15 protein-coding genes are annotated in these 12,756 nt (G+C 60.4%); 7 read left to right on the plus strand and 8 right to left on the minus strand.

The genetic code is table 11. The features are described from left to right. Together rpsI and rplM are read right to left on the minus strand one after the other, a co-directional pair. The coding region (gene rpsI / locus Q0O99_RS03025) for a 30S ribosomal protein S9 (RefSeq protein ID WP_293748670.1) at window positions 1–125 on the minus strand (125 nt) is incomplete at its 3' end. An 11-nt stretch (window positions 126–136) separates the two neighbouring features. Beyond that, entirely contained in the window at window positions 137–568 is a 432-nt protein-coding gene (gene rplM, locus Q0O99_RS03030; RefSeq protein ID WP_293748422.1) for a 50S ribosomal protein L13, read from the minus strand. 197 nt (window positions 569–765) lie between these two features. On the opposite strand from rplM, the gene Q0O99_RS03035 reads away from it, so the two are divergent. The 6 genes from Q0O99_RS03035 (at window position 766) to Q0O99_RS03060 (ending at window position 5,741) form a co-directional block, all read left to right on the plus strand. Beyond that, a complete protein-coding gene (locus tag Q0O99_RS03035) occupies window positions 766–1,653 on the plus strand; it encodes a 23S rRNA (adenine(2030)-N(6))-methyltransferase RlmJ (protein WP_293748424.1) in 888 nt (295 codons plus the stop codon). 198 nt (window positions 1,654–1,851) lie between these two features. Then, complete coding sequence (paaA, locus tag Q0O99_RS03040) at window positions 1,852–2,883, plus strand: 1,2-phenylacetyl-CoA epoxidase subunit PaaA (RefSeq protein WP_293748425.1); 1,032 nt, start codon at window positions 1,852–1,854, stop codon at window positions 2,881–2,883. After that, window positions 2,880–3,188 (plus strand): 1,2-phenylacetyl-CoA epoxidase subunit PaaB, encoded by a 309-nt coding sequence (paaB, locus tag Q0O99_RS03045; RefSeq protein WP_293748427.1) that lies wholly within the window; start codon window positions 2,880–2,882, stop codon window positions 3,186–3,188. The genes paaA and paaB overlap by 4 nt, the downstream gene beginning before the upstream one ends. 55 nt (window positions 3,189–3,243) lie before the next feature. After that, window positions 3,244–4,056 carry a 1,2-phenylacetyl-CoA epoxidase subunit PaaC gene (paaC, locus tag Q0O99_RS03050; protein ID WP_293748429.1) on the plus strand — a complete coding sequence of 271 codons (813 nt, stop codon included), beginning with the start codon at window positions 3,244–3,246 and terminating at the stop codon, window positions 4,054–4,056. Between the two features lie 8 nt (window positions 4,057–4,064). After that, window positions 4,065–4,601, plus strand: a complete 537-nt coding sequence (gene paaD, locus Q0O99_RS03055) for a 1,2-phenylacetyl-CoA epoxidase subunit PaaD (RefSeq protein WP_293748431.1) — start codon at window positions 4,065–4,067, stop codon at window positions 4,599–4,601. A gap of 36 nt (window positions 4,602–4,637) precedes the next feature. Next, window positions 4,638–5,741, plus strand: a complete 1,104-nt coding sequence (locus Q0O99_RS03060; protein WP_293748433.1) for a 2Fe-2S iron-sulfur cluster-binding protein — start codon at window positions 4,638–4,640, stop codon at window positions 5,739–5,741. A gap of 96 nt (window positions 5,742–5,837) precedes the next feature. On the opposite strand, the gene Q0O99_RS03065 is transcribed toward Q0O99_RS03060, so the two are convergent. After that, a complete protein-coding gene (locus Q0O99_RS03065; RefSeq protein ID WP_293748435.1) occupies window positions 5,838–7,676 on the minus strand; it encodes an ABC transporter ATP-binding protein/permease in 1,839 nt (612 codons plus the stop codon). Between the two features lie 40 nt (window positions 7,677–7,716). Between Q0O99_RS03065 and Q0O99_RS03070 the strand changes: the two genes are divergently transcribed. Continuing rightward, entirely contained in the window at window positions 7,717–8,127 is a 411-nt protein-coding gene (locus Q0O99_RS03070; RefSeq protein ID WP_108354246.1) for an acyl-CoA thioesterase, read from the plus strand. 13 nt (window positions 8,128–8,140) lie between these two features. Here Q0O99_RS03070 and Q0O99_RS03075 read toward each other — a convergent pair whose 3' ends face one another. The 5 genes from Q0O99_RS03075 to Q0O99_RS03095 all read right to left on the minus strand — a co-directional run bounded on the left by Q0O99_RS03075 (window position 8,141) and on the right by Q0O99_RS03095 (window position 12,670). Then, complete coding sequence (locus Q0O99_RS03075; protein ID WP_293748439.1) at window positions 8,141–8,623, minus strand: thioesterase family protein; 483 nt, start codon at window positions 8,621–8,623, stop codon at window positions 8,141–8,143. A gap of 163 nt (window positions 8,624–8,786) precedes the next feature. Continuing rightward, window positions 8,787–9,548 (minus strand): enoyl-CoA hydratase, encoded by a 762-nt coding sequence (locus Q0O99_RS03080; protein WP_293748441.1) that lies wholly within the window; start codon window positions 9,546–9,548, stop codon window positions 8,787–8,789. 37 nt (window positions 9,549–9,585) lie between these two features. Further along, the gene (locus Q0O99_RS03085) at window positions 9,586–10,029 is read right to left on the minus strand and encodes a DUF2147 domain-containing protein (protein WP_293748443.1); all 444 of its coding nucleotides are present in this window, start codon (window positions 10,027–10,029) and stop codon (window positions 9,586–9,588) included. A 35-nt stretch (window positions 10,030–10,064) separates the two neighbouring features. After that, window positions 10,065–11,876, minus strand: coding sequence for an acyl-CoA dehydrogenase C-terminal domain-containing protein (locus Q0O99_RS03090; RefSeq protein ID WP_293748445.1), 1,812 nt, complete (start codon window positions 11,874–11,876; stop codon window positions 10,065–10,067). A 47-nt stretch (window positions 11,877–11,923) separates the two neighbouring features. Further along, window positions 11,924–12,670, minus strand: coding sequence for a TetR/AcrR family transcriptional regulator (locus tag Q0O99_RS03095; protein ID WP_293748447.1), 747 nt, complete (start codon window positions 12,668–12,670; stop codon window positions 11,924–11,926). Window positions 12,671–12,756 lie beyond the last annotated feature (86 nt).

A 12,756-nucleotide genomic window follows, 5' to 3' on the forward strand; every position in this document is an offset into this window, starting at 1 on the left:
TCGCGGCCGAAGTAGGCTTGGATGTCCTTGCCATTGACCGTGATCTTGCCAGTGCCTTTTTTCAGAAACACGCGGGCGACGCTGGATTTGCGACGGCCTGTGCCATTGTTCCATTCACCAATCATCTCAAGGCTCCTTAGATGTCCAGCACTTTGGGCTGTTGGGCGGTGTGTGGGTGCTCTGCGCCACCATACACCTTGAGTTTCTTGATCATGGCGTAACCGAGTGGGCCCTTGGGCAGCATGCCTTTGACAGCCTTCTCGAGTGCGCGGCCAGGGTGTTTGGCTTGCATGTCGCGGAAGTTGGTGGCAGTGATGCCCCCTGGGTAGCCGGAATGGCGGTAATAAATCTTGTCGGTCGTCTTGGTGCCCGTCACCTTGAGCTGGGCAGCATTGATGATGACTATGAAGTCACCGGTGTCGACGTGAGGCGTGTAAATGGCCTTGTGTTTGCCGCGCAAACGGAGAGCAACTTCGCTGGCTACTCTTCCGAGGACCTTGTCGGTCGCGTCAATCACAAACCACTCGTGCACGACCTCAGCGGGTTTGGCGCTGAAAGTTGTTGTCATGAGTTTTCTCTTTAAAAGAAAGGTTTGGCGGGTCCTTTTCCACGGTCGGTGCTCCTCTTTTGGGAGCCTCTTAGGTGGGAATTTGCTTGGGCCTTGCGGCGGTTGGCGTCTTCGCCGCGGGACCACTGGATCGCTGCGAAGCCTTCTATTATACGAAAAATCAAGGACTTGCGCGTGTAATTGGTTACCATCAAGACATGTTCAGTTACCGACACGCTTTTCACGCGGGCAACCATGCCGATGTGCTCAAACACATCACCTTGCTCGCCACCATGCGCCACCTCATGCAAAAAGAGGCCGGCATCACCCTGATTGACACCCATGCCGGGGCCGGCCTGTACCGCCTGGACGGCGATTACTCCCAAAAAGGGGCTGAGGCTGAAGACGGTTTGTTCAAGCTTTTGGCTGCTGCCGAGAAGCTCGAAGTCCTGCCTGACCCCGTGCAGGATTACCTGGAACAAATTGCCAGCTTTAACCCCAACGGGCAAGCCAAAATTTACCCTGGTTCGCCGTTTTTGATGCACAAACTGATGCGCCACGCCTCGCGCGACCGCTTGCGGCTTTTTGAGTTGCACCCCACCGACAGCAAAGCGCTGATCGCCAACATCGCACAGCTCGAAGCCGGCCGCACCATCACCGTCAGCCGCGAAGACGGCTTTGAGGCGCTCAAAAAAATCCTGCCGCCCCCGCCTTCGGCCACAGGCTCTAAACGGGCCATGGTGCTGATCGACCCCAGCTACGAAATCAAATCGGATTACAGCAAGGTCGCCAGCGTCATTCAGGAATACCTCAAGCGCTTTTCAACCGGCACGTATCTGGTCTGGTACCCGATCATCCCGCGCCCCGAAGCGCACGACTTACCCAAACGCTTGCGCACCTTGGCCAACCAGTCCCAAAAGCCTTGGCTCAACGCCACACTGGCGATTGGGCGAGGTCCGGGCGACGAAGGCGGCCTGGTGGCCAGCGGCATGTTCGTCATCAACCCGCCCTTCACACTGAAAGACCAGATCCGCAAGGCTCTGGACATGGTGGGACCGGCTCTGGCTCGCGGATCGGGCAAAAACTGGGCGGTTGAATCGTCTTGAGGGGTGTTCTGAAACGAGCGTTTGGCGTTGGGCTTTGAGCAACGTAAGCTTGTTCAGCACTGATGTCTCTTCCGCTCAACGCTCAACCCACAACGCAAAACACCCACCACAGCAAGTTAACCGACCGCACGGTCGGTTAATGGGTATACTGGCACCTGCGCCGCGATCATTCCATCCTGTTTGGCGCAGGAGAAGCCCATGTACACGCAATCATTCAGCGTCCCGGACGGTTCCGACGACGCCAAGTCGGTCGGTCTGAAAGCCGTCCCCACAGCCTTGAGCGCACAAAACACCGCCCTGCAAGCAGCCTTTGACGCCCGCATCGACGCCGACGGCCGCATTGAGCCCCGCGAATGGATGCCCGAGGCCTACCGCAAAACCTTGGTGCGCCAAATCAGCCAGCACGCCCACAGCGAAATTGTTGGCATGCTGCCTGAAGCCAACTGGATCAGCCGCGCCCCGAGCCTGAAGCGCAAAACAATTTTGATCGCGAAAGTGCAAGACGAAGCCGGCCATGGCCTGTACCTGTACAGCGCCGCCGAGACCCTGGGCACCAGCCGCGACCAGATGCTGGACGGCCTGCACAGCGGCAAAGCCAAATACAGCTCCATCTTCAACTACCCCACCCTCAACTGGGCCGATGTGGGCGTGGTCGGCTGGCTGGTCGATGGCGCGGCCATCATGAACCAGGTGCCCCTGTGCCGCTGCTCTTACGGCCCTTACGCCCGGGCCATGGTGCGCGTTTGCAAAGAAGAAAGTTTCCACCAGCGCCAAGGCTACGAAGCCCTGTTGGTGATGATGCAAGGCACGGCCGAGCAAAAAGCCATGGTGCAAGACGCCGTCAACCGCTGGTGGTGGAAGTGCCTGGCCATGTTTGGCCCGCCTGACGCCGACAGCCCCAACAGCGCGCAAGGCATGCGCTGGGGCATCAAGCGCATCAGCAACGACGACCTGCGCCAAAAATTTGTCGACGCCACCGTGCCACAAGCCAAGGTGCTGGGCGTGACCCTGCCCGACCCGGACCTGAAATGGAACGAGGCACGTGGTCAACACGACTACGGCCAGATCGACTGGGACGAGTTTTGGGCCACGGTGAATGGCAACGGGCCTTGCAACAAAGAACGCCTGGGCGCCCGCGTCAAGGCTTGGAATGACGGCGCCTGGGTGCGAGAAGCGGCTCTGGCCCATGCCAAGAAACAACAAGCACGCCAATTAAAGGAAGCCGCATGAACACCACTGCCAACACCGCCGCATTGAAAGAATGGCCCCTGTGGGAAGTTTTTGTCCGCTCCAAGCAAGGCCTGGAGCACAAGCACTGCGGCAGCCTGCACGCATCGGACTCCGAGCACGCCCTGCAAATGGCGCGCGATGTCTACACCCGCCGCCAAGAGGGCGTGAGCATCTGGGTCGTGCCCTCCGCCAACATCTCGGCCAGCGAGCCCAACGACAAGCCTGAGTTCTTCGACCCGGCCAGCGACAAGGTGTACCGCCACCCGACCTTTTATCAAATCCCCGACGAAGTCGGCCACATGTGAAAACGTTCGGCGTTCAGCGATCAGCGTTGAGCGTCAAGCACGCGACTCGTCCAATATGAACACGCTCAACACCCAACACTCAACGCCTAACGCGCCAGTCGACTACCTGCTGCACTTGGCCGACAACGCCCTGATCCTCGGTCAGCGCAACGCCGAATGGTGTGGGCACGGCCCCATCCTCGAAGAAGACATCGCGCTGTCCAACAACAGCCTCGACTTGATCGGCCAGGCCCGCATGCTCTACCAGCACGCGGCCACGCTGCAAGGCGGCGGTGCCACCGAAGACACGCTGGCTTATTTTCGCGAAGTGCCCGATTTCCGCAACTACACCATGTGCGAATTGCCGCACACGCCGTTGATGTCGGCCACAGCTCAGGGCGACCGCGATTTCGCCATGACCATGGCACGCAATTTCCTCTACAGCAGCCTGATGGTGCTGGTGTGGGACCAGCTGCAAAACTCCAAAGATGCGCAGTTGGCCGCGATTGCCGCCAAGTCGCTCAAAGAAGTGCGCTACCACCTGCGCCATTCGCGCGACTGGCTGGTGCGTCTGGGCGACGGCACCGGCGAATCCCACGCCAGAGCACAAGCGGCCCTCGATCAGCTGCTGCCCTACACCCAGGAATTTTGGGCCAACAGCCTGCATGAAGCCGCCGCACTGGCCAACGGCACAGGCATCGACCTGGCCGCTTTGCGAAACGACTGGAACCAAATCGTGAACGAGGCCCTGCAAGAGGCCACCCTGCAGCGCCCAGCCGATGGCGGCTTTGTGCCCACAGGCAAACAAGGCCTCCACTCCGAGCACCTGGGTTTCGTGTTAGCCGAAATGCAAAGCCTGGCGCGCGCTCACCCGCAAGCGACTTGGTAAGCCCAAACATGCCCCCCCTCTTTTCTCAGCCCACCACCGCCGATGTGGCCCACGCCTGGACCCTGCTCGACAGCCTGACCGACCCGGAAATTCCGGTGGTCACTTTGCGTGAGCTGGGCATCTTGCGCGACGTGCGTGCGGGGGGCACGGGACTGGAAGTGGTCATCACGCCCACCTACAGCGGCTGCCCGGCGATGGGCCAGATCGAGGACGACGTGAAAGCCCTGCTGCAAGCGCACGGCCTGCAAGGGCGTGTCGTCACGCAGCTGGCCCCGGCCTGGACCACCGACTGGATGACTGAAGCGGCCAAGGACAAGCTGCGCGCTTATGGCATCGCCCCGCCACATGCCTGCGCCAGCGGCGCCACAGGGGCGGCCAACGTGGTGCATTTTGCAGCCCGCGGGGCCAAGCCCGAAGTGGTGAATTGCCCGCAGTGCGGCTCGGCCAACACCACCGAAACTTCCCATTTCGGCTCCACCGCCTGCAAGGCCCTTTACCGGTGCCTGGCCTGCATGGAACCCTTCGATTACTTCAAACCTTACTGAGCGGCCGCAAGCCACCCAGCTTCAGAGCCTCAAGCCATGTCCGCACCTCGATTCCATGAACTCCCGATCGCACGCATCAACCCGGAAGCGGCAGGCGCCGTGGCCATCACGCTGAGCGTCCCCACCGATCTGCGCAGCAGCTTCGACTTCCAGCCGGGCCAGTTTCTGACCTTGCGTGCCGACATCGGCGGCGCTGACGTGCGCCGCAGCTACTCCATCAGCTCGGCACGCAGCCAACTGCACCAGCATGGTGTGCTCGAAGTGGGCATTCGCCCGGTGCAAGGGGGCTTGTTCTCCAACTGGGCCGCCAGCCAACTCCAAGCTGGCGATACCTTGCGCGTGATGCCACCCGATGGCCGCTTTGTGGTGCAGCGCGCCCGCGCCATCCACCGGGTGGGCTTTGCCGCAGGCTCGGGCATCACGCCCATCTTGTCCATTTTGTCGAGCACGCTGGAAGAACAGCCCGACAGCAAATTCACCTTGGTTTATGGCAACCGCCGCATGGACAGCGTGATGTACAACGAAGCGCTGCAAGACCTGAAAGACCGCTACCCCTCACGCCTGACGCTGATCCATGTCCTCTCACGCCAGGCGCAAGAAGTGCCGCTGCTCGAAGGCCGCATCGATGCGGCCAAAGTGCAGGCCATCATCGACGCCTTCTTGCCCGTGGCCAGCATGGACGAGGTGTTCGTGTGCGGACCAGAAGCCATGATCGAAACCACCGAGCAAGCGCTGCTGAGCGCAGGCGTGAAAGCCGACCGCATTCACACAGAACGCTTCAGCTCGCCCACACTCGATGCGCTGTCGCCCGCAGCCCGCGCTCAAGCGGTGCTGGGCCAACCCGCTGAGCGCGCCAAAGGCGAAGTGCAACTCACGGTGGTGCTGGACGGCAAGCCCTACAACATGCCCATGAACCGCAACGAAAAGATTCTGGACATCGCTTTGTCGCTGGGTCTGGACCTGCCCTACTCCTGCAAAGCCGGCGTGTGCTGCACCTGCCGCTGCAAAGTCATGGAAGGCACCACCGAGATGGAAAAGAACTTCACGCTTGAAAAGCCCGAAGTTGAACAAGGTTTCATCCTGTCCTGCCAAGCGAGACCCACCAGCAAGCGCGTGGTGATCAGTTTCGACGAGCGCTGAAACTCGCGCTAAAACCCGCACATCAAGTCCGCCATGGTCGCTGCGCAAAACGATGCTTATCGGACCTGAAGGCCCGACCTACAGGACAACCTGGGTTCACTCGCTCGACTGCTGCATCGCCCACATGCTGGCGTAGCGACCTTGCTGGGCCAGCAGCTCGGCATGGTTGCCGCGCTCAATGATTTGCCCAGCCTCCATCACCAAAATTTCGTGCGCATCCACCACCGTGGACAGGCGGTGTGCAATCACCAGCGTGGTTTTGTTTTGCGCCACATTGGCCAGCTCAGCCTGGATGGCGCGTTCGTTGGCCGAATCGAGTGCCGAGGTGGCTTCGTCGAACACCAGAATTGGCGGGTCCTTGAGCAAGGTGCGCGCAATCGCCACGCGCTGCTTTTCGCCGCCTGACAATTTCAGCCCGCGTTCACCCACAGAAGTTTGGTAGCCCTTGGGCGTGGAAGCGATGAAATCGTGGATGCGGGCCGAACGTGCCGCACCCTCAATCTCATCCTGGCTGGCACCGGGGCGGCCATAAGCAATGTTGTAGGCCACGCTGTCGTTGAACAGCACCGTGTCTTGCGGCACGATACCCAAGGCTTGGCGCACGCTGTTTTGGGTGACCTGCCGAATGTCTTGCCCTGCAATGCGGATGAAGCCTTGCTGCACATCATAAAAACGGAACATCAGGCGCGCCAGCGTGGACTTGCCCGAGCCCGAAGGTCCGACCACCGCCACGGTTTTGCCAGCAGGAATCGTGAAGCTGATGTCTTTCAGGATGGGGCGGTCGCTCTCGTAAGCAAACGACACGCGGTCAAACACCACATCGGGCGCGCCTTGCCAAGCCAGCGCAGGCGCACCGGGTGCATCGGCCACTTCGCGCTCACGGTCCATCAGCACAAACATCTTTTCCAGATCGGTCAAGCTCTGCTTGATCTCGCGGTACAGCACACCCAAAAAGTTGAGCGGGATGTAAAGCTGAATCATGAAGGCGTTGATCATGACCAAATCGCCCAAGGTCATGCGCCCGGCCACCACGCCTTCGGTGGCGCGCCACAGCATGGCCACCAAAGCCGCTGCAATGATGAGTTGCTGCCCGGTGTTGAGCAAGGACAAAGAGGTTTGGGCCTTCAGGCGCGACAAGCGCAGGCGCTCCAGGCTTTCGTCATAGCGGCCCGCCTCGAATCGCTCATTGCCAAAGTATTTGACGGTTTCGTAGTTCAAGAGCGAGTCAACCGCCCGCGTGTGGGCAGCCGAATCGAACTCGTTGGCCTGCTTGCGGAATTGGGTGCGCCATTCGGTCACGCGCACGGTGAAGAAAATATAAAACACCAAGGCTGTCAACGTGATGCCTGCAAACCAAGCGTCGAACTTGACGGCCAAAATGGTCAGCACCAGACCCACCTCGATCAGCGTAGGGATGACGCTGTAGAGCGAATACGAAATCAGCGACTCGATGCCGCGCACGCCGCGCTCAATGTCGCGCGTCATGCCCCCGGTCTGTCGCGCCAAATGAAAGCGCAGACTTAAAGCGTGCAAGTGCTCGAAGGTTTCCAGGGCGATGCTGCGCGAAGCGCCTTGGGTGGCTTTGGCAAACACCAATTCGCGCAACTCGGTGAAGGCCGAGGTCAGCAAACGCAAAGCGCCATAAGCCACCAGCAGCGCCACCGGCACGACCAACACCGCTTGCGCGTCGCCGGGCTTGAGGTTCATGGCATCGACCAACTCCTTGAGCAGCAGGGGCACACTGACGTTGGCCAGCTTGGCACACACCATGAGGCTCAGGGCAATCACCACGCGCCATTTGTATTGCCACAGGTAGGGCAAGAGGCGAGAGAGGGTTTTCCAGTCGTTGCCAGGCGGCGTTTGAGTCGCAGCGCCGGGCTTGGCGCCCGAGGCATGGGGAGAAGCAGGGGCAGCGGTTTCGCCGTGGTGGCGCATAAAGGACAATCCAATTCAACGATAACCACCGATTGTGCCCATGTCTGAAACCCAACGCCCCAACACTGTGTCTTTGCCCACTGACCAAGAGCTGGTCCTCAAGGTCATCCCCATGCCCGCCGACTGCAATGCCAGCGGCGACATTTTTGGCGGCTGGGTCATGGCGCAGGTCGACTTGGCCGGTGCTGTGTTGCCCGCCCGGCGTGTGCGAGGACGCATGGTCACCGTGGCGGTGAACGAGTTCATCTTCAAACAAGCCGTCAAAGTGGGCGACATCCTGTCCTTTTTCTCACGCATCGTCCGGGTGGGTCGCACCTCGGTCACCGTCAAGGTGGAGGTCTTTGCCGAACGATTTCAATTGCAAGGCCAGTACATCAAGGTCACCGAAGCGAACCTGACCTATGTGGCGGTGGACGACCAAGGCAAGCCCAGGCCCGTGCCGGCCGAGTGAATCGCTGCGGCACTCAGGACACAATGTAAGCCGCAGCACCGGTGGACATCAAGGTCCCATCGGGTCCGCAAAACTCCATGCGGGACGAGCCTACACGCGAACCCACGCGCAGGGCATGGGCCGTGATGGTGAAGTGCGCACCGATGCCGGGGCGCAGATAGTCCACCCGCAAGTCGATGGTGCCCAGCTTGGCAAAGCGCTCCAGGCGCTCGGCGGGCGGCTCGTCCATGTGTTTGGCAGCCTGCGCCGCCATCACGGCTGCGCTGCCAATGGCGTCCAGCACCGCGCTGATGACGCCGCCGTGGATTCGGTTGTAGGCGAAGTGCCCGACCAGCTCAGGCCGCATGTCGATGCGGGCCTCCACCCCTTCGGGTGACACCTTGACCAGTTTCAGGCCCAGAGTTTGGTTGAAAACGATTTTTTCTTCGTAGATCTGGCGAAAGCCTTCGATGTACTCGGGTTCCAGAACGACGGGGGTGTTTGGGCAATGGGGCATCAAGTGATTTTATCGATGGCCGCGCAGCCGGGGTGATCGGCGTCTGGGCAGGTTCCCTATCGCCGTCTGGGACCACAAAAAGGCCCTGCCACCCGCTGCAGGAGCGGTCTATGACCGCGATGGAACTGATCGCGGTCATAGGACCGCTCCTACGGGGCAAGCTTCAAAGCTTGGAAAAATCGGGCTTGCGCTTTTCCATGAAAGCACCAAAGGCTTCCTTGGCGGCGGGTTCGCGCAGCATGCGGCCAAAGCTTTGGCCTTCTTCGTCCATTTTTTGCAGCACGGCCTGCTGGTCGCCTTTCATCAAGCGCTTGGTGGCGATGAGTGATGACAAGGGTTTCGCGGCCAATTTGCGGGCCTGTGCTTGGGCATAGCCGTTGACTTCGGTGGGTGGCACAACGCGGTTGACCAGGCCAACTTCTTGCGCGGCTTCGGCAAAAAAGGGCTCGCCCATGAGCAAGGCCTCTGCGGCGCGGTGGTAACCAAACATTTTGGGGGCCAACAAGCTCGAAGCAGCCTCGGGGCACAAGCCCAGGTTGACAAAAGGCATGGAGAACGCCGCGTTGTCGCCGGCGTAGACCAGGTCGCAATGGAACAGCATGGTGGTGCCGATGCCCACCGCAGGCCCTGCCACGGCGGCGAGCAGCGGCTTTTCGAAGGTGGCGATGCCACGCAAGAAACGGAACACGGGCGACTCTTGCGTGCTGGGCGGCTGGCTCAGAAAGTCACCAATGTCATTGCCTGCACTGAAGATGCTTTCGTGCCCCTGAAACACCACCACACGCACGCTGGGGTCAGCCCCGGCCTGCGCCACCGCATCGGCCATGGCCGCGTACATGGTCGAGTTGATGGAGTTTTTCTTGTCCAGGCGGTTGAAAGTGATGGTCATCACCCCCGCGTCAATGTGTGTCAGGATGTCAGACATGGTGTTCCTTGTGGTGTGTCGTACGGGGCGAGAGGGCTTACTGCACCCGAATCCAAGTTTGGGTACGCCCCAACATGGGGGCACCGATGTAGCCGCGAACTTCCAGCTTTTTGCCGCCGTCGATGGGGGTCAGCCGCAGGCTGTAGTTTTTGCCGTTCTCGGGATCAAGAATTTTCCCACCCTCCCACACCGCTTTGCCGTCACCTTGTTGACCGCCTCGGATGATTTCCATGCCGATTTTGGGCTTGTCTTTGCGGTCGTCAGTGCACAAATTGCAATTCGGGTCGGTGTTGGGGTTGTTTTGCAGTGCGCGCTCCACCACGCCGGAGAGACCCGCACTGGCCGTTTGGGTGATGCGGATCTCTGCTTTGGGCTGCTTACTCTCATCGTCGATGCTGCGCCACAGGCCCACCGGGCTCATTTGGGCGTGGGCAGCCAGACTCAGCAGGCCAGCGCTCAGGGTCAAAATGGTTTTGATCATGGGGGAGTCCTCCTGATTCGGTTGCAGGGGTGAGGTCAAGCCAATGCGGCGTCGGTGTCCATCAGCACATCGCTGCCGGCCCTGATGCGGCGCATCAAGCTGGAGGTTTCGGGCATCAGGCGGGTGAAGTAAAAACGCGCGGTTTGCAGCTTGGCTTGGTAGAACGGATCGGGGCGTTGCGCCTCTTCTTCCGCCTCAGCCAGTTTGACCAGCGCAATTTGCGCCGAACGGGCCCAAAAGTAACCGAGCACCAAGTGCCCCACCACGCGCAGGTAGTCCACCGCCGCAGCACCCACTTCGTCGGCGTTGCTCATGGCTTTCATGCCGACTTCACCGGTCAGCTGCGTGAGCTTTTGGCCCAAATCGGCCAAGGGCTTGATGAACTCACCCATGGCTTCATTGGCCATTTCGGCCTTGACCAGTTGCTCGACCAGTTTGCCGAACTTCTTGAGGGTGGCACCCTGGTTGCCCAGCACCTTGCGGCCCAGCAAATCCAGCGATTGGATGGTGTTGGTGCCTTCATAAATCATGTTGATGCGGGAGTCGCGCACGAACTGCTCCATGCCCCACTCCTTGATGTAGCCGTGGCCGCCAAAAACTTGCTGGCAGGCCGATGTCGCCTCCCAGGCGTTGTCGGTGGTGAAGGCTTTGACGATGGGCGTGAGCAAGGCCACGACTTCGGCAGCCTCGGCCCGCACGGCCTCGTCGGGGTGATGGAGCTCTTTGTCGAGCAGCAAGGCGCAGTAGCAAGCGAGGGCGCGGCCGCCCTCGGCGTAGGCCTTCGCGGTCATCAGCATGCGGCGCACATCCGGGTGCACGATGATCGGGTCGGCCGGTTTACCGGGTGCCTTGACGCCCGTGAGCGAGCGCATTTGAACGCGGTCTTTGGCATAGACCAAAGCATTTTGGTAGGCCACTTCGGTCAGGCCCAGCGACTGGTTGCCCACGCCCAGGCGGGCCGCGTTCATCATGACGAACATGGCGGCCAGGCCTTTGTTGGGCGGGCCCACCAGGGTGCCCACGGCTTCGTCCAACACCATTTGGCAAGTGGCGTTGCCGTGGATGCCCATCTTGTGCTCCAGGCCACCGCAGTAAATGCCGTTGCGCTCGCCCATACTGCCGTCGGCCGCCACGTTGAATTTGGGTACGATGAAGAGGCTGATGCCTTTGCTGCCGACAGGCGCATCGGGCAAACGGGCCAACACCAAGTGCACGATGTTGGGGGCCAGATCGTGCTCACCTGCGCTGATGAAAATCTTTTGGCCACTGAGCTTGTAACTGCCGTCGGCCTGAGGCTCGGCCTTGGTGCGCAAGAGCCCCAAGTCGGTGCCGCAATGCGGCTCGGTCAGGCACATGGTGCCGGTCCACTCGCCGCTGGTCATCTTGGGCAGGTACAGGGCTTTTTGCTCAGGCGTGCCGTGCGCGTGCAAGCACTCATAAGCACCGTGACTCAAGCCGGGGTACATGGTCCAAGCTTGGTTGGACGAATTGAGCATCTCATAAAAACACTGGTTGACCACAAACGGCAAGCCTTGCCCGCCAAACGCTGGGTCGCAGCTCAGCGAGGGCCAGCCACCGGCCACATATTGCGCATAGGCTTCTTTGAAGCCATCGGGCGCTTTGACTTCGTGTGTGTCGCGGTTGAGTTGGCAGCCTTGAGTGTCACCTGAAATATTCAGGGGAAAGACCACCTCGGCGGCAAACTTGCCCCCTTCTTCCAGCACCGCGTTGATGATGTCGGCATCGGTCTCGGCGTGTTTGGGCAAGGCTTTGAGTTCGGCGCTCACGTTGAGCAACTCGTGCAAGACAAACTGCATGTCGCGAAGTGGGGGGGTGTAAACGGGCATGGGAAACTCCTTGAACCGGTGGGCAATGCTTGGGGAATTGGGAAAAATCAGTCGTTCGCAGGCTTGCGTCGCGCCTTGGGCACGGCAGCGAGCTTGTGTGACTTGGCCACGCTGGCAGGCGCAGGCAGGGCAGGTGTACCGGTGCCGGCGTAGCGGGTCAGGATGTGCTGAAAGCCTTGGCGTGCGCGGTCAGTCGCACTGGGGTTGCGCAAAAAGCGGGCCTCGTAATGCAGCGCTAGGATCAGACCATGGATTTCAAAAGCGATCTGGTGCGCATCGGATGCGCGGCTGAGCTGGCCTTCGACCTGGGCGAGCTCCACAGCCCGGCGCAAAGCGGTTTGCCAAGTGGCCACCGAAGAGGCCAGCGCGTCGCGCACCGGGCCGGTGCGGTCGTCAAATTCGACCGCCCCGCTGATGTAAATGCAGCCCGAATCAATCTCAGCCGAGGTCTGCACCATCCAGTTGTCAAACAAGGCCTGCAATCTCGATACGCCGCGCGGTTTTTGCATGGCGGCGTAAAACACCTCAGACTCGAATCGGTCGTGGTATTGACGGATGACAGAGATCTGCAGCTCTTCGCGCGAGCCGAAGTGAGCAAATACGCCCGATTTGCTCATGCCCGTGACTTCGGCCACCGCCCCAATCGACAGGCCTTCCAGACCGATTTGTGCAGCCAATCCCAAGGCAGCATCAATGATGGCAGCCTTGGTTTGCTGGCCTTTGATCAGCACACGGCGGCCATTTTCGGCAGCGGGTGAAAGCTCGGTTTCGCGCGGGATTGGGGTGTCGGTCATGGTGCACCAAAAAAGAACGATCGTTCTATTTTGCACCAATTTTCCGCCACACACGCATGCACCCGCCCAAATCAGGGTAAATCAGG

The organism is Limnohabitans sp. Rim8 (assembly GCF_945901735.1).
Classification (GTDB): Bacteria; Pseudomonadota; Gammaproteobacteria; order Burkholderiales; family Burkholderiaceae_C; genus Limnohabitans_A.

Bases quoted from the DNA above. Each gene is read 5' to 3' on its own strand.
- rplM (WP_293748422.1), bottom strand. From the start codon at position 568: ATGACAACAACTTTCAGCGCCAAACCCGCTGAGGTCGTGCACGAGTGG.
- Q0O99_RS03035 (WP_293748424.1), top strand. From the start codon at position 766: ATGTTCAGTTACCGACACGCTTTTCACGCGGGCAACCATGCCGATGTG.
- paaA (WP_293748425.1), top strand. From the start codon at position 1,852: ATGTACACGCAATCATTCAGCGTCCCGGACGGTTCCGACGACGCCAAG.
- paaB (WP_293748427.1), top strand. From the start codon at position 2,880: ATGAACACCACTGCCAACACCGCCGCATTGAAAGAATGGCCCCTGTGG.
- paaC (WP_293748429.1), top strand. From the start codon at position 3,244: ATGAACACGCTCAACACCCAACACTCAACGCCTAACGCGCCAGTCGAC.
- paaD (WP_293748431.1), top strand. From the start codon at position 4,065: ATGCCCCCCCTCTTTTCTCAGCCCACCACCGCCGATGTGGCCCACGCC.
- Q0O99_RS03060 (WP_293748433.1), top strand. From the start codon at position 4,638: ATGTCCGCACCTCGATTCCATGAACTCCCGATCGCACGCATCAACCCG.
- Q0O99_RS03065 (WP_293748435.1), bottom strand. From the start codon at position 7,676: ATGCGCCACCACGGCGAAACCGCTGCCCCTGCTTCTCCCCATGCCTCG.
- Q0O99_RS03070 (WP_108354246.1), top strand. From the start codon at position 7,717: ATGTCTGAAACCCAACGCCCCAACACTGTGTCTTTGCCCACTGACCAA.
- Q0O99_RS03075 (WP_293748439.1), bottom strand. From the start codon at position 8,623: ATGCCCCATTGCCCAAACACCCCCGTCGTTCTGGAACCCGAGTACATC.
- Q0O99_RS03080 (WP_293748441.1), bottom strand. From the start codon at position 9,548: ATGTCTGACATCCTGACACACATTGACGCGGGGGTGATGACCATCACT.
- Q0O99_RS03085 (WP_293748443.1), bottom strand. From the start codon at position 10,029: ATGATCAAAACCATTTTGACCCTGAGCGCTGGCCTGCTGAGTCTGGCT.
- Q0O99_RS03090 (WP_293748445.1), bottom strand. From the start codon at position 11,876: ATGCCCGTTTACACCCCCCCACTTCGCGACATGCAGTTTGTCTTGCAC.
- Q0O99_RS03095 (WP_293748447.1), bottom strand. From the start codon at position 12,670: ATGACCGACACCCCAATCCCGCGCGAAACCGAGCTTTCACCCGCTGCC.